The organism is Bradyrhizobium sp. SZCCHNRI1029 (assembly GCF_032487555.1).
In the GTDB taxonomy this organism is placed as follows: Bacteria; Pseudomonadota; Alphaproteobacteria; order Rhizobiales; family Xanthobacteraceae; genus Bradyrhizobium.
On sequence record NZ_JAUEUK010000004.1, the window covers coordinates 576,249 to 599,516 of the forward strand.

General features: G+C 63.3%; 21 protein-coding genes, 1 tRNA gene and 1 pseudogene. 8 read left to right on the forward strand and 15 right to left on the reverse strand.

Annotated features, from left to right (window positions below; all coding sequences use genetic code 11):
• Positions 1-29: 29 nt before the first annotated feature.
• From QW861_RS14860 to QW861_RS14895, 8 genes and pseudogenes are all read right to left on the reverse strand, one after another.
• Positions 30-1,856 carry a tannase/feruloyl esterase family alpha/beta hydrolase gene (locus QW861_RS14860; RefSeq protein WP_315706502.1) on the reverse strand — a complete coding sequence of 609 codons (1,827 nt, stop codon included), beginning with the start codon at positions 1,854-1,856 and terminating at the stop codon, positions 30-32.
• Positions 1,857-2,044: 188 nt separating this feature from the next.
• Entirely contained in the window at positions 2,045-3,766 is a 1,722-nt protein-coding gene (locus QW861_RS14865) for an FAD-dependent oxidoreductase (protein WP_315706503.1), read from the reverse strand.
• A 15-nt stretch (positions 3,767-3,781) separates the two neighbouring features.
• On the reverse strand, positions 3,782-4,597 hold the full coding sequence (locus QW861_RS14870) for a sugar phosphate isomerase/epimerase family protein (protein WP_315706504.1): 816 nt from the start codon (positions 4,595-4,597) through the stop codon (positions 3,782-3,784).
• Positions 4,597-5,253: a hypothetical protein gene (locus QW861_RS14875; RefSeq protein WP_315706505.1), complete on the reverse strand. Its 657-nt coding sequence runs from the start codon at positions 5,251-5,253 to the stop codon at positions 4,597-4,599. The genes QW861_RS14870 and QW861_RS14875 overlap by 1 nt, the downstream gene beginning before the upstream one ends.
• A 13-nt stretch (positions 5,254-5,266) precedes the next feature.
• A complete protein-coding gene (locus QW861_RS14880; protein ID WP_315706506.1) occupies positions 5,267-5,761 on the reverse strand; it encodes a type II 3-dehydroquinate dehydratase in 495 nt (164 codons plus the stop codon).
• A 28-nt stretch (positions 5,762-5,789) separates the two neighbouring features.
• Positions 5,790-7,063, reverse strand: a pseudogene (locus QW861_RS14885) (TRAP transporter large permease).
• A gap of 55 nt (positions 7,064-7,118) precedes the next feature.
• On the reverse strand, positions 7,119-7,628 hold the full coding sequence (locus QW861_RS14890; RefSeq protein WP_315706507.1) for a TRAP transporter small permease: 510 nt from the start codon (positions 7,626-7,628) through the stop codon (positions 7,119-7,121).
• A 74-nt stretch (positions 7,629-7,702) separates the two neighbouring features.
• Positions 7,703-8,722, reverse strand: coding sequence for a TRAP transporter substrate-binding protein (locus tag QW861_RS14895; RefSeq protein WP_315706508.1), 1,020 nt, complete (start codon positions 8,720-8,722; stop codon positions 7,703-7,705).
• Positions 8,723-8,939: 217 nt separating this feature from the next.
• Here QW861_RS14895 and QW861_RS14900 point away from each other — a divergent pair, with 217 nt between their 5' ends.
• Genes QW861_RS14900 through QW861_RS14910 form a run of 3 tightly spaced genes read left to right on the forward strand, consistent with a single transcriptional unit; the run spans position 8,940 to position 11,084 of the window.
• Complete coding sequence (locus tag QW861_RS14900; RefSeq protein ID WP_315706509.1) at positions 8,940-9,599, forward strand: GntR family transcriptional regulator; 660 nt, start codon at positions 8,940-8,942, stop codon at positions 9,597-9,599.
• Positions 9,596-10,168, forward strand: coding sequence for a hypothetical protein (locus QW861_RS14905; RefSeq protein WP_315706510.1), 573 nt, complete (start codon positions 9,596-9,598; stop codon positions 10,166-10,168). Before QW861_RS14900 ends, QW861_RS14905 begins: the two co-directional genes overlap by 4 nt.
• A complete protein-coding gene (locus tag QW861_RS14910; RefSeq protein ID WP_315706511.1) occupies positions 10,143-11,084 on the forward strand; it encodes an SMP-30/gluconolactonase/LRE family protein in 942 nt (313 codons plus the stop codon). Before QW861_RS14905 ends, QW861_RS14910 begins: the two co-directional genes overlap by 26 nt.
• Positions 11,085-11,111: 27 nt before the next feature.
• On the opposite strand, the gene QW861_RS14915 is transcribed toward QW861_RS14910, so the two are convergent.
• On the reverse strand, positions 11,112-12,206 hold the full coding sequence (locus tag QW861_RS14915; RefSeq protein ID WP_315706512.1) for a hypothetical protein: 1,095 nt from the start codon (positions 12,204-12,206) through the stop codon (positions 11,112-11,114).
• Positions 12,207-12,480: 274 nt separating this feature from the next.
• Here QW861_RS14915 and QW861_RS14920 point away from each other — a divergent pair, with 274 nt between their 5' ends.
• Positions 12,481-13,479: a LysR substrate-binding domain-containing protein gene (locus QW861_RS14920; RefSeq protein ID WP_315706513.1), complete on the forward strand. Its 999-nt coding sequence runs from the start codon at positions 12,481-12,483 to the stop codon at positions 13,477-13,479.
• 27 nt (positions 13,480-13,506) lie between these two features.
• On the opposite strand, the gene QW861_RS14925 is transcribed toward QW861_RS14920, so the two are convergent.
• Positions 13,507-14,979: a carboxylesterase/lipase family protein gene (locus QW861_RS14925; protein ID WP_315706514.1), complete on the reverse strand. Its 1,473-nt coding sequence runs from the start codon at positions 14,977-14,979 to the stop codon at positions 13,507-13,509.
• Positions 14,980-15,084: 105 nt separating this feature from the next.
• Entirely contained in the window at positions 15,085-16,392 is a 1,308-nt protein-coding gene (locus tag QW861_RS14930; protein WP_315706515.1) for an MFS transporter, read from the reverse strand.
• 274 nt (positions 16,393-16,666) lie between these two features.
• Here QW861_RS14930 and QW861_RS14935 point away from each other — a divergent pair, with 274 nt between their 5' ends.
• A complete protein-coding gene (locus QW861_RS14935; protein WP_315706516.1) occupies positions 16,667-16,864 on the forward strand; it encodes a tetratricopeptide repeat protein in 198 nt (65 codons plus the stop codon).
• Between the two features lie 94 nt (positions 16,865-16,958).
• Here QW861_RS14935 and QW861_RS14940 read toward each other — a convergent pair whose 3' ends face one another.
• Positions 16,959-17,228, reverse strand: coding sequence for a conjugal transfer protein TraD (locus tag QW861_RS14940; protein ID WP_315706517.1), 270 nt, complete (start codon positions 17,226-17,228; stop codon positions 16,959-16,961).
• Position 17,229: 1 nt separating this feature from the next.
• Entirely contained in the window at positions 17,230-17,556 is a 327-nt protein-coding gene (locus QW861_RS14945) for a conjugal transfer protein TraD (RefSeq protein ID WP_315706518.1), read from the reverse strand.
• A 169-nt stretch (positions 17,557-17,725) separates the two neighbouring features.
• Here QW861_RS14945 and traA point away from each other — a divergent pair, with 169 nt between their 5' ends.
• Both traA and QW861_RS14955 read left to right on the forward strand, forming a co-directional pair.
• Positions 17,726-20,737: a Ti-type conjugative transfer relaxase TraA gene (traA, locus tag QW861_RS14950; protein ID WP_315827668.1), complete on the forward strand. Its 3,012-nt coding sequence runs from the start codon at positions 17,726-17,728 to the stop codon at positions 20,735-20,737.
• Between the two features lie 102 nt (positions 20,738-20,839).
• Positions 20,840-21,115: a helix-turn-helix transcriptional regulator gene (locus tag QW861_RS14955; RefSeq protein WP_315707353.1), complete on the forward strand. Its 276-nt coding sequence runs from the start codon at positions 20,840-20,842 to the stop codon at positions 21,113-21,115.
• A gap of 218 nt (positions 21,116-21,333) precedes the next feature.
• Here the strand turns inward: QW861_RS14955 and QW861_RS14960 are convergent, their stop codons facing one another.
• The gene (locus QW861_RS14960) at positions 21,334-21,597 is read right to left on the reverse strand and encodes a hypothetical protein (protein ID WP_315707331.1); all 264 of its coding nucleotides are present in this window, start codon (positions 21,595-21,597) and stop codon (positions 21,334-21,336) included.
• Here QW861_RS14960 and QW861_RS14965 point away from each other — a divergent pair.
• Positions 21,581-23,212 carry a recombinase family protein gene (locus tag QW861_RS14965; RefSeq protein ID WP_315768699.1) on the forward strand — a complete coding sequence of 544 codons (1,632 nt, stop codon included), beginning with the start codon at positions 21,581-21,583 and terminating at the stop codon, positions 23,210-23,212. The two genes, QW861_RS14960 and QW861_RS14965, sit on opposite strands and share 17 nt — an antisense overlap.
• Here QW861_RS14965 and QW861_RS14970 read toward each other — a convergent pair.
• Positions 23,169-23,245 (reverse strand) — tRNA-Met (locus QW861_RS14970). The genes QW861_RS14965 and QW861_RS14970 overlap by 44 nt on opposite strands.
• Between the last annotated feature and the right edge of the window lie 23 nt (positions 23,246-23,268).

Below are 23,268 nucleotides of genomic sequence, written 5' to 3' on the forward strand. Positions count from 1 at the left end.
CTCTGTCGAGAATTTCTTGATTGTAGTGACTAGCGGCAGCTGAAGCTCGAAGGCTGCGTCGCAGGGCCGCGGCCATCCCACGTCGTCCGCTGCGGATAGACGCAGACCGGATAGCTCACGCTGCCATCGCGCGAGGTCAACGTGATCTCGCCCGGCGGCACTCCCTTCTCGACCCAATCCGTCAATGCGGAGAAGAACTGGTCCTTGTCGCGGGTCGGCGTCTGGTTGGCATTGCCCGGCAGTTTCGGCAGCGGCACGGCGTCGTTCTTGCCGGTCACGGTGTACGAGCGGCCCTGCGAGGAATGCGCAGCCCCCGGGACCAGATACATCCGCATGAATTTTGAGACCTCGGCGTCGCCGCCCATCGCAGCAAGCACGCGCTCGTGATAATTGACGTTGCCGGCCGGCGGGATCGCATCATCCGCAAGGCCGCTCCATATGATCACCTTGCGGCCGAGATCGCGCAGCTTCGAGAGATCGGCCTTGTCGGTGATCAGATTGCTGAACAGCGTGGGCTGCAGTTCGACATTCTTGTCGACGCCAGCAGCGAAGGCGGCATAATCGAGCTCGAGCCAGCGGTTGCGCCTTGCGGTCGAGGTGTTGGTGATCGGAATGGCTGAGGTCGCGCTGGCATCAGCGGCGTAGCTGACGTCCTCCATGCCGAGCGCAAAATTGTCAGTCGACGGGCTCGTGATCTGCGTTGAGATCGACGTGCCCTTGGTAAAGGTCCACCACATCTGCTTCACGCCGAGCGCCTTGCCGCTGCGGGCTTCCGCCGTCTGAGCCGGATCGACGCTGCCATCGCGGGTCGCGCCGTACCAGATTTTGTTGAGCGCACCCGCTTCCTTCGAGCTCATGCAAGCTGCCTTGTCGGCGTTGCTTCCGGTGACGCCGTCGCTCGTTTCGCCCGTACAGAGCAGCACCGCGTCGCGGGCGGGATTGTAGTCGCAGGCGAAGGGATCAAGCAGGAAGCCGAGCCCGGCCTTGTCACAGGTTGCAACGGCGCGCTTGTTGGCAGCGTCGACCTTGGCGGCGAACGCGGCAGCCTCCGGCTTGTTGATGGCAGAGAAGCCGAGCTCGGTCTTCATCACGATCTGCGGATAGAGGCTGGTGGTGCCGAACCGCGCGATGTTCGGCGCAGGCTGCGCGATCATGTAGCCGTCATAGAGCTCTGGATATTCCTGCAGGATCTTCAGGCCCTGGCGGCCGCCCTGCGAGTGTCCATCGTAGTAGACGAATTTCGGCGCCTTGCCATAGTAGAGATTGACCAGCGCTTTGGTCTTGATCGCCTGCTCGACCATCGCCCGTACCGAGAAGTCGCGGAGGCCCTCGACGTTAACCTTGCCGTCAGAGAGGAAGGCGAACGAACCGTCCTGATACCACGGCTGGCCGGCATCCGTTGTGCCCGAAGCATAGCCGATATTGGCGTTGACAATTGCCGGCACCTTGCTCCCGATCTTGTCGGCGAAGCGATGGCCGCCGCCGACCCAGCCGCCACCGCCATAGTTACGGATGCGCTCGTTCCAGTTGGCCTGCGTCGGCAGCCAGACCTCGATGCCGATACCTTCTGAATAGGAGCGCGCGTTTTTGTCCTTCTCCGCTGTGACGCCGGGACCGACCAACAGCTTCACGAGGCAAAGATCGGCTGCCGCCGTGATCGGCTTCGGCGCATCGGGCGCCAAAAGCTCCTCACCCTTGTTGACCCGGCGGACCGCGATCACGGTCGTGATCTCGTCGGGATGGAAGGCGGCTTTGATGCCGTCGTCACAAGCCATCGGCTCGGCGAACGCCGATGTCACCTGGCAAGTCGCAGCCACCAGCAGCATTGCCCAAAAAATTCCTCGCGCGATCGGCATCAGTTCTCTCCTCTTGCTTATCGTTCTCTGTTGGCAGCCCGGGGCCGCCTTAGTCTACAATCGGTACCGTCAGCGGCTCATGGGTCTGTGCGGCGCAGCCGAGCCGCGACTCCGGGGGCGCCAACCCGGCGCCTGAACCCGAAGGCAAAATTGTCGCGAATCAGAATCGCCTGCGAACCTCCCGTTGGTCACTCAGACAGCCTCATTCGGTCAGCGAGCGTTCCTGCGCAATCGAGCGCGGCGCACCATGCAAAGACCATGGCGGGGCCGATCATCGTTCCAGGTCCGGGGTACATGCCGCGGAAAATGGAGGATGCATCGGTCCCGACGGCATACAGTCCGGGCAAGACCGTTCCGTTGCGTGACAACACTCTGGCGCGCTCATCCGTAAGTAGACCGCAACTGCTGGCGAGATCCGACGGCCACACGGCGACGGCATAATAGCGCCCCTGACCGATCCGCCGCAGACATGGGTTCGGCTTGGTCTCCGGATCGCCATTGAACCGGTTCAACGCGCTGGACCCTCGGCCGAAGTCTTCGTCGATCCCGCTGTCCGCGTAGCGATTATACTGCTCGACCGTTGCCGCAAGCTGCCCGGCGTCGACGCCGATCCTTCGCGCCAGCTGCTCGATCGTCTCCGCCTCGACCAGATAGCTGGCTTGCACGAACGCCTTCAGGTTTCGCGTCCCCGGACGAACGAGCCCAATGCCGAAATCCTTGATGAACGTCGCATCGCAGATCAGGAAGGCCGGACTTGAAGACGGCGCGTTCGATCGCAGCATCGCGGCGACGAAGTCATGATAGGAATCGGCCTCGTTCACGAAACGGCGGCCTGACCTGTTCACGGCCAGCAATCCAGGCTTGGCGCGATCGAGCATGATGTGCGGGAAGATCGACACATGACCGTCGGCCTGCGTCATCACCGAACTCGGCATCCACAACGCCGGACTGTCGAGGTCTCGGGCGATCGCTGCACTGACGCGCTCCGCCGCCAGGATGCCATCGCCGGTGTTCGAGGTGGGCGCGAGCGAAAGTCGACGCGCCGGCTCGGGGAATAGACGCTCTCTTAGCTCACGGCTCCAGCCGATGCCTCCGCTCGCCAGCACGACGCCCTTGCGGGCCCTTATCCTGAGCTCTCCGCCAGGAGACGAAAGAACCGCACCCATGATGTGATCCCCCTCGCAAACGAGATCGCGAAGTTCGGTCTCGAAGCGCAGGTCGACGGCGACGCGGCGGAGGCTGTCGAGGAGCCTCGCGACGAGCGCGTTTCCCATGACCAGGCGCGTTCCGCGCGTGTGGCTGATCCGGTCCATCGCATGCCGGGCGAGCAGACCCAGGACATGCCTAAGACTGCTCCAGCTGCGGAATGGCGCCAGCAGCGCCGGGATGTCCGCCTTGCTCACCATCATGCCGCCGAGCACCATGAACTCCCGACGCGGCGGCCTGACACGGGCAAAATCCGGTCCGAGCTTTCGGCCCTCGAACGGCATGGCCGTGAGCGCGCGTCCGCCGATCGCAGCGCCCGGAAGCTGCTTGTAGTCGGGGTGGATCGGAGGCGCCGCAAATCGAACGCTCGTCTTCTGCTCGAGATCATCAAGCACGACCCACCCTGCCCGAAGGAACATGTCGACGCGGCGGTCGGCGGCGTGCTCGCCGAGCATTGCAGCGAGATAGGTGCGCGCGGCCTCGACCGTATCAGGCGTCCCCGCAAGGCGGCCCTGCCGGTTGCCCGGGATCCACACCGTGCCGGCGGAGGTTGCGGTGGTGCCGCCCACCATGTCCGACTTCTCGCACAGGACGACGTCGAGCCCTTCGAGCGCGCCCACCAGCGCGGCCGTCATGCCGGCAGCGCCGGTACCGACGACCAGCAGATCGGTCTCAACGTCCCACGGGCGATCGTTGTGCGCCATCACCAGCCTCTTCCGTCACAGCGCCTGCGCCTTTTCGACCACGGCCCTGCCCGCTGCAAGGGCGCGCCGCGCCCGCGTTTCAGCATCGACGGTCTTCGCCAGCACAACGGTCGGCACCTCGATGCTGATGGTCAGGCAGTCCGGCATCGCCCGCGTGAGACCGACGAGATCGATGCCGCCCTCGCCCGGGAACATGCGCTCCTCGCGCGCGGCATGGATCATTTGCTCAGTCGTCGCGGGGCGCTCGGCCGGACCGTCGCAGAGCTGCCAATAGTGCAGCCGATCGGCCGGGATGGAGCGGAGATCCGCGAGCTTGCTTCGCGATCGATCGAAATGCAGCGCATCCACCAGAATGCCGGCCGCGGGATGGTCGACATCGTCAACGATCCGCATCGCGGTTGTCAGATCAGGAACGCTGGTCCAGGGCATGAATTCCAGATCGGCGGTCAGACCGAACGCAGCAGCCGCCTCGCAAAACTGCCGATAACGATCGGAGAACCGCGCCAGGTCGGGGTCATAGCCGGCGACAAGGATGTGCCTGGCGCCGAGGCGTGCGCCTGTCTCGAAGAACGGCATGAACGACGCGACGCTCGTCTCAGGTCTGAAGGCGACGACCTCGAGATCGGCAACGGTTACACCCGTCGACTGCAACTGCTGGAGCGTCGTACGCAGGAGCGCGGCGTCATCCATCAGGCGATAAGCCAGTCCACCGGGCACGGCCGGCAGCAGCCTGAGGCCGACCTTGTCGTAGCCGCAGCGGGCCGCCAGATCGATCATCTCGGGCGGCGCCAAGTCGAGCACGGTCAGCGCAGCGAGCGAAAAGGTCGCCATCAGCAAGCATCCGCGATGCGTGCGTCGAGCGCAAACATGCCCTGATAGAAGTCAGGCTCGCTGGCTCCCTCCATGACATCGGATGCAAGTGTCCGCGCCTGCCGCAAGGCCCTCTGCAACGAAGCGTCATCGAGCGCCTCGATCAACAGAAGCCCCGAGAAGAAGCCCTCGTGCTTCCGCATGCCCTTTTCAGCGGTCGGTACGGATGTCCGCGGCGCGTCGGTCGCCCCGATCTGCACGGCAGCGATCCCGTCGCAGCCAACGAGCGCGGTGGCCAGCCGTTGCGGGTCGGCGGGCAATTTGTCGATCCGCAGCGCCACGATCGTGGCGCCCTCGCCCCGCCCGGCGCGCGCGACGATCACACCGCCGCCACGCATGAAATTGCCGAGCTTCGGCATGATGCGCTGCGACCACGGGGTGGGCGCGTTGAGCCGCGCCAGATAGTCCTTGCCGTCGAGGACCTCGGGCGTTTCGAGCTCGTACAGGATGAAGAAGCGGTTGACGTCGCTGCGCACGGCACGAAACACACGCGACGCCAGGAAGCCCCGCGTCGTCACGCGCTCGGTGGTGTGCTCGCGCGTCAGCCAATGCCGGTAGTCGGTCAGATCATGCGCCTCGACGTCGCTCCAGATGGCGAGAAACCCTGTTCCGCGCATGCTTGTCTCCTGATTACATCTTGCCGGTTAGCGCAAGCCCGTGCAGGGCCGGCGGAATCGTTTCAGGCAATTGCCCGAGCCGCTGGACGACCGCCAGGATCGCAGCGAGATAGCCGTAAGCGCCAAGTCCGCAAATCACCGCTGTGCAGGCCCGCGAGGTGATCGAATGGCGGTGCAGCTCGTCCCGCGCATGGATGTTGGAGATGTGCAGCTCGATCTTCACCCCATCGAAGATGTTCAGCGCATCGATCAGCGCGACCGATGTGAAAGAATAGCCTGCCGGATTGATGATGATCGCATCCGCCTGGCCGTGAGCGGATTGGATCAGACCAACGAGCTCGCCTTCCATGTTCGACTGGTGGAACGAGACGGATACGCCGAGTTGGTCCGCGAGCGCGTGGCAGCTGTCCTCGATCTGCTTCAGCGTCGTCGAGCCGTAGATGTCGGGCTCCCGAATGCCGAGAAAATTGAGATTGGGTCCATTCAAGATCACGATCCGTGCGGCCATGTTCGACTCCTTTGCCAACGCAGCCCGATCAGCCGCCGAACCATCGCGCCGGCACCGTCACCAGGCCGGGAAACAGGACCATCGCGAACAGGACGATCAGCTGCGCGATCATGAAGGGCCAGACCCCCTTGATGATGTCTTCCATGCTGATCTTGGACACGCCGCAGACGACGTTAAGCACGATGCCGACCGGCGGCGTGATCAGGCCGATGGAGTTGTTGATGATGAACAGCACGCCGAAATAGACGGGGTCGATATTTGCCGCCTTGATGATTGGCATCAGGATCGGCGTCAGGATCAGGATGGTGGGCGTCATGTCGAGCGCCGTGCCCACGATCACGACGACCACCATGATCGCGAGCATCAGGATGGTGTTGTTGCTCATGAACGGCTTCAGGAGATCGACGACCTGGTTGGAGATCTCAGACACCGTGATCAGCCAGGACGACACCAAGGCCGCAGCGACCAGGAACATGACGACGCTCGTGGTCACGGCCGACGAGACCAGGACCGCGTAGATCTCGGACCATTTCAGCTCGCGATAGATGCACGTCGCGACGAACATCGAATAGACGGCGACGACGACGCCGGCCTCGGTTGGCGTGAAGATCCCGAAGCGCAGGCCGACGATGATGATGGCGGGGAGCATGAGTGCCCAGAAGCCGTCGGTGATCGCATGCCACACCTCGCGGCGCGCGGCGGCGGCGACAGGTTTTCCTTGCGCACCACCCAGTACCAGGCGGCGCAAAGGCCCAATCCCAGGAAAAGGCCGGGCACGATGCCGGCAAGGAACAGCTTCGAGATCGAGACGTTGGCGGCCACGCCGAAGATCACGAATCCGATGCTGGGCGGAATCACCGGGCCAATCACGCCGCCGGCCGCCACGAGACCCGCCGCATAGGTCTTCTTGTGTCCCGCCGCCACCATCATCGGCACCAGCAGCGCCGCCAGCGCGGCGGCGTCGGCCGCCGCCGACCCCGACAATGACGACAGGATGCAGGCGGCCAGGATCGTGACGTAGCCCAGGCCGCCCCGGAAATGCCCCACCGCCACGAGTGCGACATTGACGATGCGCTTGGCCAGTCCGCCCTTGTTCATGATCTCGCCCGCGAGCATGAAGAACGGGATGGCCATCAGCGGAAAACTGTCGGCGCCGTTGATGACGTTCTGGGCGACGATCTGGGGATCGAACATGTCAATGGTGCTCATCAGGGCGACGCCGCAGATGAGGAGCGCAAAGGCGATCGGCATGCCCAGCGCCATGGCGCCCAGCAGAGAGACGGTGAAGACGACGATCGTCATGGCATGATCCGGGTGACGCGGAGAGAGTGAGAGGGCGCGAAGACGATCGAGGCCATCACTGCTCCTCCGATTCCCTGACCGCCACCATGTCCTCCTCGCTCGCCTGCCCGCTGATCACCCGGTACAGGTCGTAGAGAAGGATAATTGCGGCCGACACACCGAAGATCACGCCGACGGCGTAGAAGATGGCCATCGACAGACCGGTCGCCGGCGCGCGGTCGTCGATGTTGATGAGGGTCTGACGCCAGCTGCCGGAGAGCAGCAGCCAATCGGCGAACAGCATCAGGCCGTAGTTGATGAGGAAGCAGATGCGCTTGCCGGAGGCCGGCAGCTTCCGCACCAGGCTGTCGACGCCGAGATGGGCGTGCTCGCGCAGCGCGACGATGGCTCCGAGGAAGGTCAGCCACACCAGCAGCCAGCGCGACAGCTCCTCGGACACCGTGATGCCGGAGTTGAAGCCATAGCGCAGCACTACGTTGCCGAAGACCAGCACCACCATGGCCGCGAGACACGCGGCAATGACGGCTTTCAGAAACGAGCAATAGAGGTCGAGAAACTGCGCCATGCGTCAGGTCCGAGCAGATGTGGGACGTGAGCCGGCATGGGCCGGCTCCGCCGCCTATCGTGATGGAGAGGCGATTACTTTACGTCCTTGCGGATGCGCTCGACTTCCTCGTTGAACAGCTTCACCGTCTCGGGCCGAAGATTGGCCGAGACCTTGTCCACGACCGGTTGAACCGCCTTGCGCATGCGCTCGGTCTCCTCGGGAGCGATCGCATTGTACTGCATGCCCTTGGCCTGCAATTCCGCCAGCGCCTTTTCGGTCTGGAGGCGCGTCTGCTCCTTCTGATAGTTGCGGCTTTCCTCATAGGCCTCGCGCATCAGGCGCTGCTCGGTCGGCGACAACTTGTCCCAGAACGTCTTGCTCACCAGGATGATGTTGAGGGTGAAGGTGTGGTTGGTGGCCGAGACGTACTTCTGCACCTCGTAGAACTTGTTGGAGAGGATGACGGTGTAGGGATTCTCCTGCCCGTCGACGGTGCGAGTCTCCAGCGCCGAATACAATTCGCCGAACGCCATCGGGACGGGATTGGCCTTGAAAGCGCTGAAACTCTCCAGATAGACCGGGTTCGGAATGACGCGCAGCTTCAGGCCGGCGAAGTCCTCGACCTTGGTGATCGGCCGGGTGCTGTTGGTGACGTTGCGGAAGCCAAGGCCCCAATAACCGAGGCCGATCAGGTTCTTCGACGGCAGGCCCTCAAGCATGGCCTTGCCGAATTTGCCGGTCGCGAGCGCATCGGCCTGCTCGGTCGTGTTGAACAGGAACGGGAAATCGATCAGGCCGAACTCGGGCACGACGGTCGCAAGCGACGTGGTCGAGGCCGACAGCATCTCCTGAGTGCCGCCGCGCAGCGCGGATTGCTGCTGCAATTCGTTGCCGAGCTGCGAGGCCGCGAACTCGCGGACCCTCATCTTACCCCCGCTCTTGGCCAGCAGGATCTCTCCGAACTTCTGCACGCCGAAGCTGACGGGGTGATCGGTGTTGTTCAGGTGCCCCCACCGGATCGTCCGCTCCTGAATGTCATCGGCGGCAGATGCGCCGACCGTCAGCGCCACCGAGATCGCGGCGGCAGACAGCGCCCGTGCGAACAAGCTCATCGTGTCCTCCCTGGTTTCTTCGGGGCACGCGGCGGGTTGAGCGCTTATTTTCCGTACCCTCTGTTTATCGAGAAAACACACATCAATATCGATGTCAAACGACAATCATAATTTCATATGAGATTTCAATGGACATCAGATGCCGCGACTCTGCTATAATGCCGGCGAGTGGCCCGCTCCCACAGGGCGGCGCTCCGGGCGAGCGGGATCAGAAGGCATGACGGATCTTGAGGAACGGCCGCTGTCGGCGGGCGACAGCGGCTATCGGCGCATCCGCTCCGACATCATTTTCGGCGTGCTCACGCCGTCGGGACGCCTCAGGCTCGAGGCGATGAAGGAGGATTACGGCGTCAGCATCTCGACCCTGCGCGAGATCCTCAATCGCCTGGCGTCCGAAGGCTTCGTGGTCGCCGAAGGGCAGCGTGGCTTCGAGGTGGCACCGGTCTCGCTCCAGAACCTGCGCGAGCTCGCCGAGCTGCGCATCCTGCTGGAGCATCACGCCATGGCCGAGTCGTTCCGCGCCGGAGACGTCGAGTGGGAAGGACGCGTGGTGTCAGCGCATCACAAGCTGGCCGCGACCGAGCGCACCATCCTGAAGGAGGGCGACGATCCCGAGTTGCGAAAGCGCTACGACGGCGAATTCCACCAGGCGCTGATCTCGCGTTGCGGGTCGCGCGAGCTGATGCATACGCATTCCATCGTGTTCGACAAATATTTCCGTTACGCACTGCGCTATCGCGGCAGCGAGACGATCAACCAGCACAAGGCGCTGCTGGAATGCGCCCTGAGGCGCGACATCGAGGGCGCAAGGACCGTCCTGAGCGAGCACATCAACAACTGTGTCGCGCATGCCCTGTCCTCCTGGACCGGCAATTGATCGCCCTCACCTTGCCGCCCCCCGGGTGGTCGACGCAGAGAACGATTCATGCGCGCCAACATTCCCTTCTCGACCGCCCGGCTCGACGGCCTGCTCGACGCGGCCGGCATCGACGTCCTGATCTGCACGTCGAAGCACAACATCAGTACCTTCTCGGCGGCTACTACCATTTCCAGTTCGACTTCATGGACGCGATCGGCATCAGCCGGCACCTGCCGATCCTCATCTATGTGAAGGGCGAGCCGGACAAGACGGTCTACACCGCCAACCGGAACGAGCGGGACAGCATCCCCAATAGGACGGACGCCGGATACTGGATGCCGCCGGCCGTGTTCGGATCGTCAACCTCGGTCGAGGCCATGACGCTCGCGCTCGGGCATGTCCGATCCGTCGCGACGCCGGGGCTTGCTGTCGGCGTGGAGTTGTCGTTCCTTCCGCCGACGCCGCGGACCTGCTGCGCAAGGAACTGCCGCTTCGTCCAGGCGATGCGCCCGCTGGAAAAGCTGAGATCGATAGCGCGCGCGGCTGGAACGGGATTCCGACATGACCATTCATTCGATCTCCGCTGATCGGGTCGAGATTGCGGTGGCCAACGCCGATCTCCTCGGCGAGACGCCATTATGGTGCGACCGGACCCGCAAGCTGTGGTGGATCGATATCGACGGCAGGCTGCATCAGTCGTTCGATCCGGAAACTGGCGCGCACCACGCTGTTTCCCATGAGTGTCAATTCCTTGGCAGCCAGGCGCTGACGGCGGACGGCTCGCATCTGCTCGCACGGGATCTGACTCTGTACCGTCGCGCGGCCGATCATCCGGAGCAGTTTGTCGAGGTCGAAAACGGCCTCGACAACCGCCTCAACGACGGCCGGGTTGATGCGCGCGGCCGCTTGTGGATCGGCACCATGGACAACCAGCTGCATCGCCCGAACGGCTCGCTCTATCGCGTGACCGGAGACGGCCAGGTGACGCGCATCTTCGGCGACGTCATCGTGACCAATGGGATCGCGTTCGCGCCGGACAACCGCACGCTCTATTTCACCGATACGCGGCGATACTGCACCTGGTCGTTCGACTTCGATCTCGACGACGGTATCATCAGCAACCGGCGCCTGTTTGCAGATTATAGCACGTCGAAGGAAAGACCGGACGGCGCCTGCGTCGATGCCGCAGGCGGGTTATGGACAGCCTTCTTCTCGGGCGGCCGCGTCGTACGCTACCGCCCGAACGGGCAGATCGACACCATCGTCCCATTGCCGGTGACGAACCCGACCTGCGTGTGCTTTGGAGGCAGCGACCTCAAAACGCTGTTCATCACGACGGCCAGAAAATTCCTGGATCCGAAGCAGTTGAGTGCCGAACCCATGGCGGGACATCTGCTTGCTGTCCGCGGCCTCGCACAAGGCCTCTCCGAACATCGTTTCCCATCGGGCGGTGCTGTGCGACGCCAAAAAGCTGACGACGGTCGCATCAGGCGCGGCAGGTAAACCGCTCTCCCCCGTTTTGTCGACGCACTAGAACTTCACGCTGATGCCGCTGGACAGACTCGATTCGGTGCAGGTGTTGTTGCTCACCCCTGGCGATCTCGTGCAGAGCTTGCTGACATTGTGATCGAGACCGTATTTGTTCTGCCAGTAGCGATAGGCCACCCAGACATCGAGATAGTGCGAGAATTTCGGGCCCCACATCGCTTTGGAGGCATCGAAGGTAAGGCGGATCGGCTCGGAGTTGAGTGAGACTTTGGTCATGGAGTTGGCCGGCGCCGCGACGGGCAGCGGATTATAGGGAAGTGGGCTGTTCTCGGGGCCGAGCGCGCCGAGCAACTGGGCGCGGCCGCTGATGGATAAATAGCGCATGCTCTCGGGTAAGAAGCCGAGGTCCATGTAGTAGTTCGTTTCAATCGCCCAGGTCGGCTGATACCGCCGGTTGCCGTCGGGCAGACAGCTCACGCCGGGCCCCGGAGGGGCAAAGCCACCACCGCACTGCAGGAATCCCATGTGTGCCATGTAGATCCATGTCGCGAGCGGCGCGACGTTGACGTAACCCTTGTAGGGAAGATCGAACTGGAACTGCAGGCCGGCCGATACGGCCTGCGCAGCGGCGGCGCGATAGTAGTTCGACGTGCTCAGGTCCAAACCGACCTCGAAGGAGATGTTGCGGAGCGGGCCGACCGTGAACGCCTTGGTATCGAAGATTTCATTCCAGCCAAATGTCGAACGGCTCTGACCGGTGAAAAAGATTGCACCCGCGCAATTGGCCGGTGTTGCAACACCGGTGCCCGGATTGACCACGACGCCCGCGTTCGTGCAGGGGCTGGCGGGATCGTTATGGTCCGCCTTGAACATCGAAATGTTCAGGAAGTTCGTACCGTACTGCCAGATGTCGAAATGCGTGAACGAGTAGACCTGCATCGCGGTCGTGCTGTTGAGCGACCCGTCCGGATTCCTGGAGAACACGCCGGGGTCCGTCGCCTTGGGGATATAGGAGAAGGTGAGGCGATCATCGATCAGCGAAAAGAATGGCTGACCGGAGGCCGCTGGCTTTGCCTTGACCGGCAAATCCTCCGCGACAGCTGCCGCGCTTGCGCACGACGCAAAAGCCAGTGCCATGAGTAATGGCTGAATATGATGCCTCAAGTCCCCCTCCAATGTCCTCTAAGCCCAGGTCCAAGACATCAGACGCTGTCGTGGTCCGGCGTGTTGTCCCTCGAACCGCCCCGTTCAGTTCGGTGAAACAGCATAGGCAGTGGACGCGGGACAAAAAGTCCGGCAATCGGTACAGTCACGTTCCAGGATTGGAACGACGACCTGCTTGCTGGAGTGCCGCTTTCGATCGTCTCATCGAATCCGGACTTCTGTCTGAGATCTCCGCAGAGGATTACTCATGGGAACGGTCGATGACCTGACACTTCTCGTCGAAATCATCGAGGCCGGCAGCCTGTCGGCGGCGAGCCGCAAGACAGGCATTCCGAAGTCGAGCTTGAGCAGACGGATCGGCGACCTCGAAAGTCAGCTCGGCGTGCATCTCGTTCATCGCGGCCCGCGCAACTTCGCGGCGACTGAAATCGGCCTCTCTATCTACGAGCGGAGCCAGAAGATCAGGGAAGAGCTGGTTGCGATCAAGGCGCTTGCGGAGGACCGCACGAACCGCCCCTCGGGCATGCTGCGCATCTCCTGCCCGGCCGTCCTCTCCGAGATTCTGGTCGCCGATTTTGCCATCCAGTTTGCCGAGACCTATCCGGATGTGCGCCTGACCTTGGACAACACCAAAGGGACGTTCGACCCGAAGATCGATCACTACGACCTCGCAATCCATCCTGTGCGCGAAGATCTGGCGGATTCCGAATTGATCTGCCAGAAGCTCGCGACAGCGCCTTACCGCTTAGTCGCAGCGCCCGCCCTGATGGCGCGCCTCGGCCCGCGCACGACCCCCGCAGACCTCGAAGGCCTCCCGGGCGTCGGATGGGGCGCCGACGGCTTCATGGCGCGCTGGCGTCTGTTAGGCGCAAGCGACGCGACGACGGAGATCAACGTCAAGCTCAACTTTTCAGCCAACAACCTCAACATCATTCGCCAGGCTGCGCTACGCGGCCTCGGTCTCGCGCGACTGCCGATGCCGATGTGCGACGCCGACCTGCTCGATGGCCGGCTCGTTCTGCCGCTTCCCGACTGGGCGCCGCCACCGGTGACGTTCTATGCGCTCTATCCTTCGCGCCGATCCCTGACGGTCGCCGGCCGTTTGTTCCTCGCCGGTCTCGCCAAATTTCTTCAGGACAGGCTGCGCTCGTCCGATAGTCCGCAGCCATCGGGTCCGGCGTCCGCCGTGAGGCGCAAATCCCAACGCGCCGTGAAGAAGCGCAGGCCCAGACCGGCCAGGCGTTGAGAGAACTCCCGGCCGTTCCTGCTCGAGTCAGGCGATGTATCGCGATGCCGTGATGCGGCGATCAAAATGCAGGACCGCCTGATCCGCCGCGTGGGCGGGCCATTCCGGGAGACCGCGCGCGTTCGGGTCTCCCGCTGCCGCGAACGCGGCGATCGAGCCTCTGAAGAGGCGGCTCAGGTCCTGCACTTCGCGCCGGTCCGCGCCTTTGACCATGGCAGCCGACTGCCAGATGTTGAAGTTGCCAAACAGGAAGGGAAGATCGATGCAATGGCAGGCTCCCAGGCCCGGAACGGGCGCCTGCCAGTCGAACAGATAGGTGAAGGCCTTTCGACCGAGGCTGGACTGCGTGGCGGCGATCTCCAGGCTCTGCTTTGTGAACATCCGTTCGCTGTAGAAGTCGCCCAGGAGCATGCGAGGTGTCGCAGGCACGCGCGAGGAACGCAGCCGTGCCAGCGTCGCACTTGCGTCGTCGTCCCCCTGGGATCGGATCACGTCCTCGAGCGCATCATCGGACAGTTCGTCGAGCGACGGATTCGAGATCGAGAACGCGGCATACTCCTCGCGCGTCAAGCCGATCATCATGTCGCACCACCGTGCGCCGCCGCTTCGAATTGACTCGATGGGATCGCGGTGCACGAGGGCATCATCCAGAACCGGCATGAAGGGAGGCGTGATATCTCCCGGGGTCGCCGGCGGCCGCCTTTGCAGCATGCGCAAGCCCTCGAGGGCGCGACCAATCGGGATCGTTCGGAGTTTGTCGACCTCGTCAGCGGCGATGCCGAGAACATCGAGGATTGCATTGGCGACCGGTCGCGACTGTTCGACGGTACGCAGCTTGACGCCGACCGGCGCGCTCATCAGGATCGCCCGGTTGAACAGCCCCGATCCAGCTTCGATGCCGGCAAGGGCCGCGATGCTGAATGCGCCCGCCGATTGGCCGATCACCGTGATCCGCTGCGGATCTCCGCCGAACACGCTGATGGCTTGTGCTATCCAGCGCAACGCTGCGACCTGGTCGTGCAGGCCGAGGTTCAGACCGCCGAGGCCGGGATGCGGGAAGAAGCCGAGAATGCCGAGCCGATAGCTGACGTTGACAACGACGAGGCCATTGTCCTTCGCGAGGATGCCTCCGTCGTAGCAAGGCAGCGATCCGCCTCCGGTCATGAAGGCGCCGCCATGAATGAACACCAGGACCGGAGCGCGGTCGCCTGCCGCATGACCGGTCCAGACGTCCAGATGGAGACAATCCTCGCTTTGCTCGACGTCGTAGGTCCCCATCACCACGTCGAGACGCGACGGATTCTGCGGAGGAATCGGCCCGGCCGCGACGGCGTCGCGAACACCGCCCCATCGCGGCGGCACTGACGGCATCTCAAAGCGCAATGGGCCGACGGGGGCTTCCGCATACGGAACTCTCCGAAACGCGGTCACTCCTTCTGATCGCGCGCCGCGCAGCCGACCAAACGGCGTTTCCAGCTCAACATGCTCCACAGCGGTCATTCCTATTCCGACAAGGCACTTCCCGGCCCCACGGCTTAAGCTCTCTCACCAAATGCAGCCAGCGTCCGAAAATGGCGAGCAGCGTTCCAGATTTGAAACGCCGCATCATGACCGCTCCGTCGTCCGCAAGTGCGGAAGCAGAGCGAAGATCGCAAGCAATGCGGGAAGCGTGGCCGCGAGCAAGATCGCTTTCGGCGCAACACCCTTCGAAACGAGGAGACCTGCGAACGCGGGCCCAACGATCGAGCCGATGCGGCCGGCGGCAGCGGAGAAGCCGACACCGTGGGTGCGAAGCGCTTCGGGATAGATCGCGACAGCGAGAGCGGACTGCCCCACGCTGCAGGAGATCAGACCTGCACCGGTTCCGGCAATCAGCAGCCAGACACCGAGCGGGACCACGTCGTGCGCCGCAAGCCCCGCCGCAGACATGACCCCAAGGGTCACGGCCGACACCAGGATACGCGCAATCGGAAGCCTGCTCACGAGGAGCATCACGAGGACGTTGGCGACCAGGCCGCCGGCGCTGAAGAAGCTGATGCCAAGCTGCGAATATTCGGTCGAGAATCCGAGCTTGACGAGCAGCGCCGGCAGCCAGAACACCAGTGCGTAGCCGTCAGCGAAGATCAGAAAGGAGAATATCCAAAGGCTGACGGTCCGGCTCGCAACGCCAGTGGCGAGCAGATCTCCGATCAGCTTCAAACCGCCCAGGTGCAGGTCGCGTTGATTGGTCGACAACGGATCGCGCGCGGCGGTCAGCCTGGGTAACCAAAACAGCAGAACGAGGGAGAGTCCGAGCGGCAGGGCACCGCCGATGATGAAGATGGACTGCCAACCCAAACGCGCGGTCAGGACTGCACCGAGCACACCGCCCAGGATGCCGCCGGCGGCGAGCCCGGTCCCGACGATGACGGCAGCCGTCTCCTTCAGCCTTGGCGGACATTGCGACGTCGCAATGGCAATCGCCGACGGCAACGCTGCACCGAGCCCAATAGCCGTGATCAGGCGCAGCGCTGCAAGCTGCTCCACGGAACCCGCAAGCGGCGTTGCCAGCGAGAGAACGCCAAACGCCGCCACGCTTGCGATCAGGACAGGACGCGCCTGCCAACGGCTGACCAGCGGGCCGGACGCCAGGTATCCGAGCACGGCGCCGACGCTCGTCAGCACGAACGCAGGTGTGAGCGACGCCGGCGAGACCATGAAGTGGGCTGCGATGACGGGAGCCGCCACGCCGATCGAACTGGTATCAAGCCCGTCGAGCAGGACCGCTGCGAAGCTGAGCGCGATCGCGATCCAGGCTGATCTCGATACACGTTCAGCGGACGTGCTCCCAAGGCGCGTGCTGGTGTCGTTGACGCCGGAGTCGCATTCTTCGCCTTCGCTTCCTAGCGGACTTGCTTGCGCTACGCCCTTCACCCTTTTGCCTCCACACCAATCCCGTTGGGGAAAACTCAAGGGGTTTCCAAACTAGCTGTCCAGCTCCAGGAATGGGATGCTCGGTTCTATAATTGAGACGCGAGCTGTTACGCGCAGCCCGTGATCCTCACTTGGCTTGAAGACATGTTCAAGCATGGCGACGTTGCTGGTGACGAGGTCGTTGCCAATCAGACCGTCGTGGCCCTGATGCAGCCTGAGCAACGATGCGCCGACCACCGTCGCGGCGCAGACCGCGGCCTCGGGGCGACCGCACATGAATCTGGCGGCGGCCTACCAGCAGTTGGGCCGGACCGAGGAGGCGAAGGCGGCCATGCAGGAGGGCCTGAGGTTGCGGCCTGGCACGACGGCCCTCAACGTTGCACCGCCGATGAAGAACACCAGCCCGGTCTTCGTCCAGGCCGCCGATCGGATGATCAAGCTGATGATCGCCGCCGGCTTGCCGGAGCGCTAAGCGGCATTGCTGCCATGCCTCTCGCCGGCTCAAGCTCACACCGCACAGCCGCCAATTGCGCGTCAAGGACACTGGCGATTGGGCAGGCAGAGTTTCAGCTCTTGCTTGGTGTTGAGCCATTTTGATCGTTCTTGTCTGGTGTCGCCGCTTCCGCCTCAAACACCCGCTTCCCCTCTGCCATCCATAGCGCTCGCGCCCGTTCGCGCTGATCACTTTGGAGTTTGTCAGCAACCCAGAGCAGCGCGCCATAGATGATGGCGCGATCATCGCCGGTTTGCTCCACGACACCGGCTTTGACGACGAGGCCACCGAGTTCGATGAGATGGCGGGTGCGCTTTCGGCGCGTGATCTGCCAAGAGCGCATGTCACGCCGTGCCCTTGCGGCTTGTTGCCGGTTGCGCGCCGCTCGGTTGCGTCGAAACCACATTAGCGTCGCGGTCAGTTGCTGGCGCATTCCGCATCGACCGTCCTTGAAAGAACGAGACGCCGCGCTTGGCCCATGCCTCCCTCTTTCCGGCCTCCTTGGTCTCGACCAGCACGATCAGCGCACCAGCGAGTTCGTCTGCGCTAAGCGCGTCAGCTCCCGTGGCAATGACGAGCTCGCCTAGCTGCCGCACCTTGCGGGTTTTAAGCTCGTGCGCTTTGTCGTCGAGTGCCTTCAGGTCCGCATCAAAGTCCCTTGGTTTGCGCATTGTCGTCTCCCTACGTCGGCGGAGAAATGATAACTCGGCTAGCGGCGCCTTGCCGTAAGGTCGTCAGGACGAGCTGAGATGGGATAATCCCTCCCGAGATTTTTTCGAGGGAGGGCGCGCTTATACGTCGTGCCGACGTACGCTTCGCTGTGTAGATGCTCTGCTCGCGATGGCGATCTATCATCTTCACGTCAAGGTCATTGGCCGGAAGGCCGGGAGCAGCGCGGTGGCATCGGCGGCCTACCGCTCGGGCTCGCGGCTGCGCGACGAGCGGTTGGGCCGTGAGCAGGATTTTTCGGCCAAGCGCGGCGTCGTCCATTCCGAGGTGATGCTGCCGGAGAATGCGCCGGAGGCGTGGAGTGACCGCGAGCGGCTCTGGAACGATGTCGAAGCATTCGAAGTCCGCAAGGACGCCCAGCTGGCCCGGGAGATCGAGTTCGCCCTTCCGCGAGAACTGACTGAGGCGCAGGGCATTGAGCTGGCTCGGGACTTCGTTCAGAGCGAGTTCGTCCGTCGCGGCATGATCGCCGATCTTAATGTGCATTGGGACAGGGCCGAAGACGGCCTGCCCAAGCCGCACGCCCATGTCATGCTGACAATGCGCTCGGTCGATCAGAACGGCTTTGGTCAGAAGGTGAGAGAGTGGAACCGCACGGAGATGGTCGAGCGCTGGCGCGAACGCTGGGCGGAGATTGCCAACGAGCGGCTGGCCGAGCTCGACATCGACGCGCGGATTGATCACCGCAGCCTGGAAGCCCAGGGCATTGCGCTCGAGCCGCAAAGCCAGATCGGCGCACCGGCCAAGCGCATTGAGGGGCGGAGAGGCGGAGGCGAGGGCGCTGAGGCTGACCGGGCCGAGATGCACCGCGAGATCGCGCGAAACAACGGCAGGAGGATCATCGCCGATCCCTCCCTTGGACTGGACGCGATCACCCAACAGCAATCGACCTTCACACGCCGTGACCTCGCAAAGTTTGCGCATCGGCACAGTGACGGGCTCGACCAGTTCAATGAAGTGCTGGGCGCAATGCAGGGAGCGCCAGATCTAGTCGACCTCGGCAAGGACGCTCGCGGCGAGGATCGGTTCACCACCCGCGGAATGATCGAAGCAGAACGGCGCCTGCACCGGGCCGCTGAGCTGATGGCAGAACGGGAGCGCCACCAGGTGCGCGACGAGGATCGCCAGGCCGCTTTGGCGCGTGCGGAAGCACGCGGCCTGGTGCTGTCATCCGAGCAGGTTGACGCCTTGGCGCACGTCACGGATGGACGCGGTCTCAGCGTCGTGGTCGGCCATGCCGGGACAGGAAAGAGCGCGCTGCTGGGGGTGGCGCGGGAGGCGTGGGAAGCAGCCGGCTTCGAGGTCCGGGGCGTGGCGCTGTCCGGCATTGCAGCAGAAAACCTCGAAGGCGGGTCGGGCATTGCGTCGCGCACGATTGCCAGTCTGGAGCATGGCTGGGAGCAGGGCCGTGATCTACTCAAATCGAGCGAGGTGCTCGTCATCGACGAGGCGGGCATGGTCGGCACGCGCCAGCTCGAGCGCGTGATGTCTCGTGCTGCCGAGGCGGGCGCCAAGGTCGTGCTGGTCGGCGATCCGCAGCAGCTGCAGGCCATCGAGGCGGGCGCAGCTTTCCGGTCGATCCATGAGCGTCACGGCGGGGCGGAGATCGGCGAAATACGCCGTCAGCGCGAAGACTGGCAGCGCGACGCCACGCGCAATCTGGCGACCGGCAAGGTCGGCCATGCGCTAGAAGCCTATCGGGCCAACGGCATGGTGCATGAGGCGATAACCCGCGAGCAGGCGCGGGGCGATCTGATCGCGCGCTGGGACCGCGACCGGCAGGTATCGCCGGACCGGAGCCGGATCATCCTGACCCATACCAATGACGAGGTGCGCGCGCTGAACGAGGCGGCGCGCGGACGGATGCGGGCCGCCGGCGCTCTGGGCAATGAGGTGGGTGTAACGGTCGAGCGCGGCGCGAGAAGCTTCGCCGGCGGAGACCGCATCATGTTCCTGCGGAACGAGCGTGGGCTTGGTGTCAAGAACGGCACACTCGGGACCATTGAACTGGTCAGCGCGCAATCCATGACCGTGCAGATCGACGATGGCCGGTCCGTGCGCTTTGACCTCAAGGATTACAACCGGATCGACCACGGTTATGCCGCGACGATCCACAAGGCGCAGGGTATGACGGTCGACCGGGTCCATGTACTGGCAACGCCCGGCATGGACGCCCACAGCAGCTATGTCGCACTGTCGCGGCATCGCGACAGCGTGGACCTGCATTATGGCCGCAACGATTTTACCGATGCGGATCGGCTCAACCGTGCTCTGTCGCGCGACCGGTCGAAGGACATGGCCTTGGATTACGACCGTGCCGATCCCGTCCAGAGCTACGCCGAGCGGCGCGGGATCACGTTCCGCGAGCGCGTGGCCGAGATCGTGCGCAAGGCCGTGCCAGAGACGCTGCGCGGCATGTTCGACGGCCTTAGCGTTTCTGGAGAGGTGCTCGACCGGGATGGCGGACGACGGCCCGAGCGGGGATCCCCCGAAAAAGAAAACAGCGGCACGGCAGCCGACCGGCGCGAAGCCGAAGTGCCGGCAAGGACCGTGGCGCAAGATCCCGAAGCGGAAGCCCGTCGTGTGCGGACCCGAGCGCTGGTGCGCCATGCTCGCGCCGTGGATGCGATCTTCGCAGCGCATGAGATGGGCGGCAGAGCGAGCCCCGAACAGGTCAAAGAGCTACAGACCGCCCGCCAGGCCTTCGAAAAGGTGCGCCCCTATGGCTCCCACGACGCTGAGGCCGCCTACAAGAAGAACCCCGAGCTGGCCCGCGAGGCCGCTGGCGGACGCCTCAACCGCGCCATCCGCGCGCTCCAGCTCGAGACTGAACTGCGCACCGATCCGAGCCGCCGCGCCGATCGCTTCGTAGAGCGCTGGCAGAAGCTCGAGCACACCAGTCAGCGACAATATCAGGCCGGGGACATGTCCGGTTACAAGGCCACGCGGTCCGCGATGGGCGACATGGCGAAAAGTCTCGAACGCGACCCGCAATTGGAATCCATTCTCGCCGGTCGCAAGAACGATCTCGGCATTGCATTCGAATCAGGCCGCCGGCTCGGCCAGGATCTGGCCTTCGTCCATGGCATCGATCTCGGCAGAGGCCGAAGCCTTGGAATTTGACCCATCCCGTTTGCCGCCGGCTCTACGCCACGCTTGGCAACGCGCGAACTCTTATTGTCCGCCTGCATCTGTTTGGCCTCTCTGGTCTCACAACACCTCAGAATCGACCAGCGAAGGGCATCACGGCCATGCGCGAACCAGATCATCAGGTTGAAGACCATCCTCACCAGGACCGGGCTGTCCCGGTCCACAATCTACCGCAAGATCGCCGAGGGCACGTTCCCGGCCCAGCTCAAAATCAGCAGCAACGGTTCGGGCTGGCATGAATCCGATATAAACCGATGGATCGCAGATCCAGCCGGATGGCGTGCGGAAGGTCGATTCGAGGAAGCCGCGGTGAGCTCGATTTCCGATCCTTCAACCGGCCGCAGAACGTAAAGACTCGTGCTCTCGTATCCTCACTTCATACACCGCCCACTTTCGATCCCGGACCCTTTCCTTCGCCAGCGCATCCTAAACGGCGAGCGCGTCTCCGATCCTCTTCCGTTTCCGGACACCCCTCTTTTGACTGTGCCGACGGCAGGCACAGTGCCCAAGGTCAAAGCGATCCGCATCCAAACGACGTTTCTGTTCTCGATTCTATCCAATGCTACGCTTCATCGTTCCCCGATCTCGCCTCGGCTCTCCCCGCGCAGCATCCTGTTGAGATGGCGCGACAAAAGACCGGACAGGGATCGCATCGGGCAACAGGCTGTGTTGCCGAAACTGACAATGCCCTGGCCAAATTCGTTGAAGCGCTTGCGATTGCCGATGCGAGGCGCGATCATCTGCGGGAAAGAGAGCCGCTGACAAAATGCCATCTTGATGCGGTCAACTCTCGGTGCCGCAGCAATGGTGTTCATGATGAAGCGCGCAGCCATTTACGCCAGATTCTCGACCGAGCTCCAAAGCGAAAGATCGACTGAAGATCAGATCGCTTTGTGTCGGACCTATGCGGCGCGTCATCAGCTCTCAGTCGTCGCTACGTTCGAGGACAAGGCCCGGTCTGGGGCCTCGGTTTTTGGACGCGATGGCTTGATGCAGCTGATGGATGCTGCACGCCTGCACACATTCGATGTCGTAGTCGTGGAGGCGTTGGATCGGCTCTCGCGCGACATGGAGGATCTCGCCGGAATTCACAAGAGGCTGTCCTTTCAGGGGATCCAGATCCAAGCGGTGCATGACGGCACGGCAGACTCCATCCTGATAGGGATTCGCGGTCTCGTCGGACAGATGCAACGCGAGGATGGCGCGAAGAAAGTCCGGCGCGGTATGGCCGGCGTGATACGCGATGGCCGCCACGCTGGCGGGCGCGCCTATGGCTATCGTGCGGTCGCCGGCAAACCCGGCGAGCTCGAAATCGTCGAGCAGGAGGCCGCCGTCGTTCGGCGCATCTTCGCCGCTTATGCCGACGGACGAACACCTCGCGACATTGCGCGGGATCTCAATCGCGAGGAAATTCGTCCGCCGCGAGGCCCGCGGTGGAATGCATCGACGATCAACGGCAACGCGCAGCGCGGGAACGGCCTCATTTTCAATGAGCTGTATGCGGGTCGCATCGTCTGGAACAAGGTCCGGATGGTCAAAGATCCCGACACCGGAAAGCGGCTGTCTCGGCCCAATCCGCCGGACGAGTGGCAGCGCATCGAAGCCCCCCATTTGCGGATCGTCGAACAGTCCATTTGGGAACAGGCTCATCTGTTGAAGTCGCAGAAGAGCCGTCTCGCCAGCCACGTCAAGCGCCGAACGCCACATCTGCTTTCCGGACTTCTTCGCTGCGGTTGCTGCGGATCCGGCCTGTCGGTGCATGACCGGGACAAAACGGGCAAGACCCGCGTCCGCTGCTCGGCCGTGCGCGAAAGCGGCAGCTGTTCGAACCGCAGAATCTTGTACCTTCGCGACGTCGAAAATCTGGTCCTCAGCGGCATGGCCGAAGAACTGAAGGATCCTCGGCTGATCGAGACCTATGTGCGCAACTATAATCGTGAACGAGAGCGCCTTGCCGGAGACGCCGCCGCAACACGCACGCGCCTGGAGGCGAAGCGCGATCGGATCGAGGGCGAGCGGCAGCGCAACATCGATCTTGTCGTCCGATACGTCATTTCGGAGGACGACGCTCGGCAACGCATCGCCGAGCTCAAAGAGGAGCGAGAGCGGGTAGAGGCGGAACTGGCCGCGCTCGAGGAAGCGCCTGTTCCGGTTGCCCTTCACCCGGCAACCTTGGACCGATATGTCGCAACCGTCGATGCGCTAGCGGAAACCTTGGCGGACCACGCCATTGCCGAGGACGACCGAGGCACGCTCATCGACGATTTCCGGGCTCTCGTGCACAGCGTCACGATTTACCCGAAGGGACCCAGGGAAGGATTTGAGATCGAAGTGAAGGGAAAGCTAGCTGCTTTACTCGGGAAAGGAGTGTTCCCAGACGGCAGCTACAATAGTGGGTCACGCGTGGTAGCGGGGGAGGGACTCGAACCCCCGACCCCAGGATTATGATTCCCGTGCTCTAACCAGCTGAGCTACCCCGCCACGATGTTCGATCAAGGCAAGAC

What these genes read in the sequence shown, in the direction of transcription:
- QW861_RS14860 (WP_315706502.1), bottom strand. Translation starts at nt 1,856, where the DNA reads ATGCCGATCGCGCGAGGAATTTTTTGGGCAATGCTGCTGGTGGCTGCG.
- QW861_RS14865 (WP_315706503.1), bottom strand. Translation starts at nt 3,766, where the DNA reads ATGGCGCACAACGATCGCCCGTGGGACGTTGAGACCGATCTGCTGGTC.
- QW861_RS14870 (WP_315706504.1), bottom strand. Translation starts at nt 4,597, where the DNA reads ATGGCGACCTTTTCGCTCGCTGCGCTGACCGTGCTCGACTTGGCGCCG.
- QW861_RS14875 (WP_315706505.1), bottom strand. Translation starts at nt 5,253, where the DNA reads ATGCGCGGAACAGGGTTTCTCGCCATCTGGAGCGACGTCGAGGCGCAT.
- QW861_RS14880 (WP_315706506.1), bottom strand. Translation starts at nt 5,761, where the DNA reads ATGGCCGCACGGATCGTGATCTTGAATGGACCCAATCTCAATTTTCTC.
- QW861_RS14890 (WP_315706507.1), bottom strand. Translation starts at nt 7,628, where the DNA reads ATGGCGCAGTTTCTCGACCTCTATTGCTCGTTTCTGAAAGCCGTCATT.
- QW861_RS14895 (WP_315706508.1), bottom strand. Translation starts at nt 8,722, where the DNA reads ATGAGCTTGTTCGCACGGGCGCTGTCTGCCGCCGCGATCTCGGTGGCG.
- QW861_RS14900 (WP_315706509.1), top strand. Translation starts at nt 8,940, where the DNA reads ATGACGGATCTTGAGGAACGGCCGCTGTCGGCGGGCGACAGCGGCTAT.
- QW861_RS14910 (WP_315706511.1), top strand. Translation starts at nt 10,143, where the DNA reads ATGACCATTCATTCGATCTCCGCTGATCGGGTCGAGATTGCGGTGGCC.
- QW861_RS14915 (WP_315706512.1), bottom strand. Translation starts at nt 12,206, where the DNA reads ATGGCACTGGCTTTTGCGTCGTGCGCAAGCGCGGCAGCTGTCGCGGAG.
- QW861_RS14920 (WP_315706513.1), top strand. Translation starts at nt 12,481, where the DNA reads ATGGGAACGGTCGATGACCTGACACTTCTCGTCGAAATCATCGAGGCC.
- QW861_RS14925 (WP_315706514.1), bottom strand. Translation starts at nt 14,979, where the DNA reads ATGACCGCTGTGGAGCATGTTGAGCTGGAAACGCCGTTTGGTCGGCTG.
- QW861_RS14935 (WP_315706516.1), top strand. Translation starts at nt 16,667, where the DNA reads ATGAATCTGGCGGCGGCCTACCAGCAGTTGGGCCGGACCGAGGAGGCG.
- QW861_RS14940 (WP_315706517.1), bottom strand. Translation starts at nt 17,228, where the DNA reads ATGCGCTCTTGGCAGATCACGCGCCGAAAGCGCACCCGCCATCTCATC.
- QW861_RS14945 (WP_315706518.1), bottom strand. Translation starts at nt 17,556, where the DNA reads ATGCGCAAACCAAGGGACTTTGATGCGGACCTGAAGGCACTCGACGAC.
- traA (WP_315827668.1), top strand. Translation starts at nt 17,726, where the DNA reads ATGGCGATCTATCATCTTCACGTCAAGGTCATTGGCCGGAAGGCCGGG.
- QW861_RS14965 (WP_315768699.1), top strand. Translation starts at nt 21,581, where the DNA reads ATGAAGCGCGCAGCCATTTACGCCAGATTCTCGACCGAGCTCCAAAGC.
- QW861_RS14960 (WP_315707331.1), bottom strand. Translation starts at nt 21,597, where the DNA reads ATGGCTGCGCGCTTCATCATGAACACCATTGCTGCGGCACCGAGAGTT.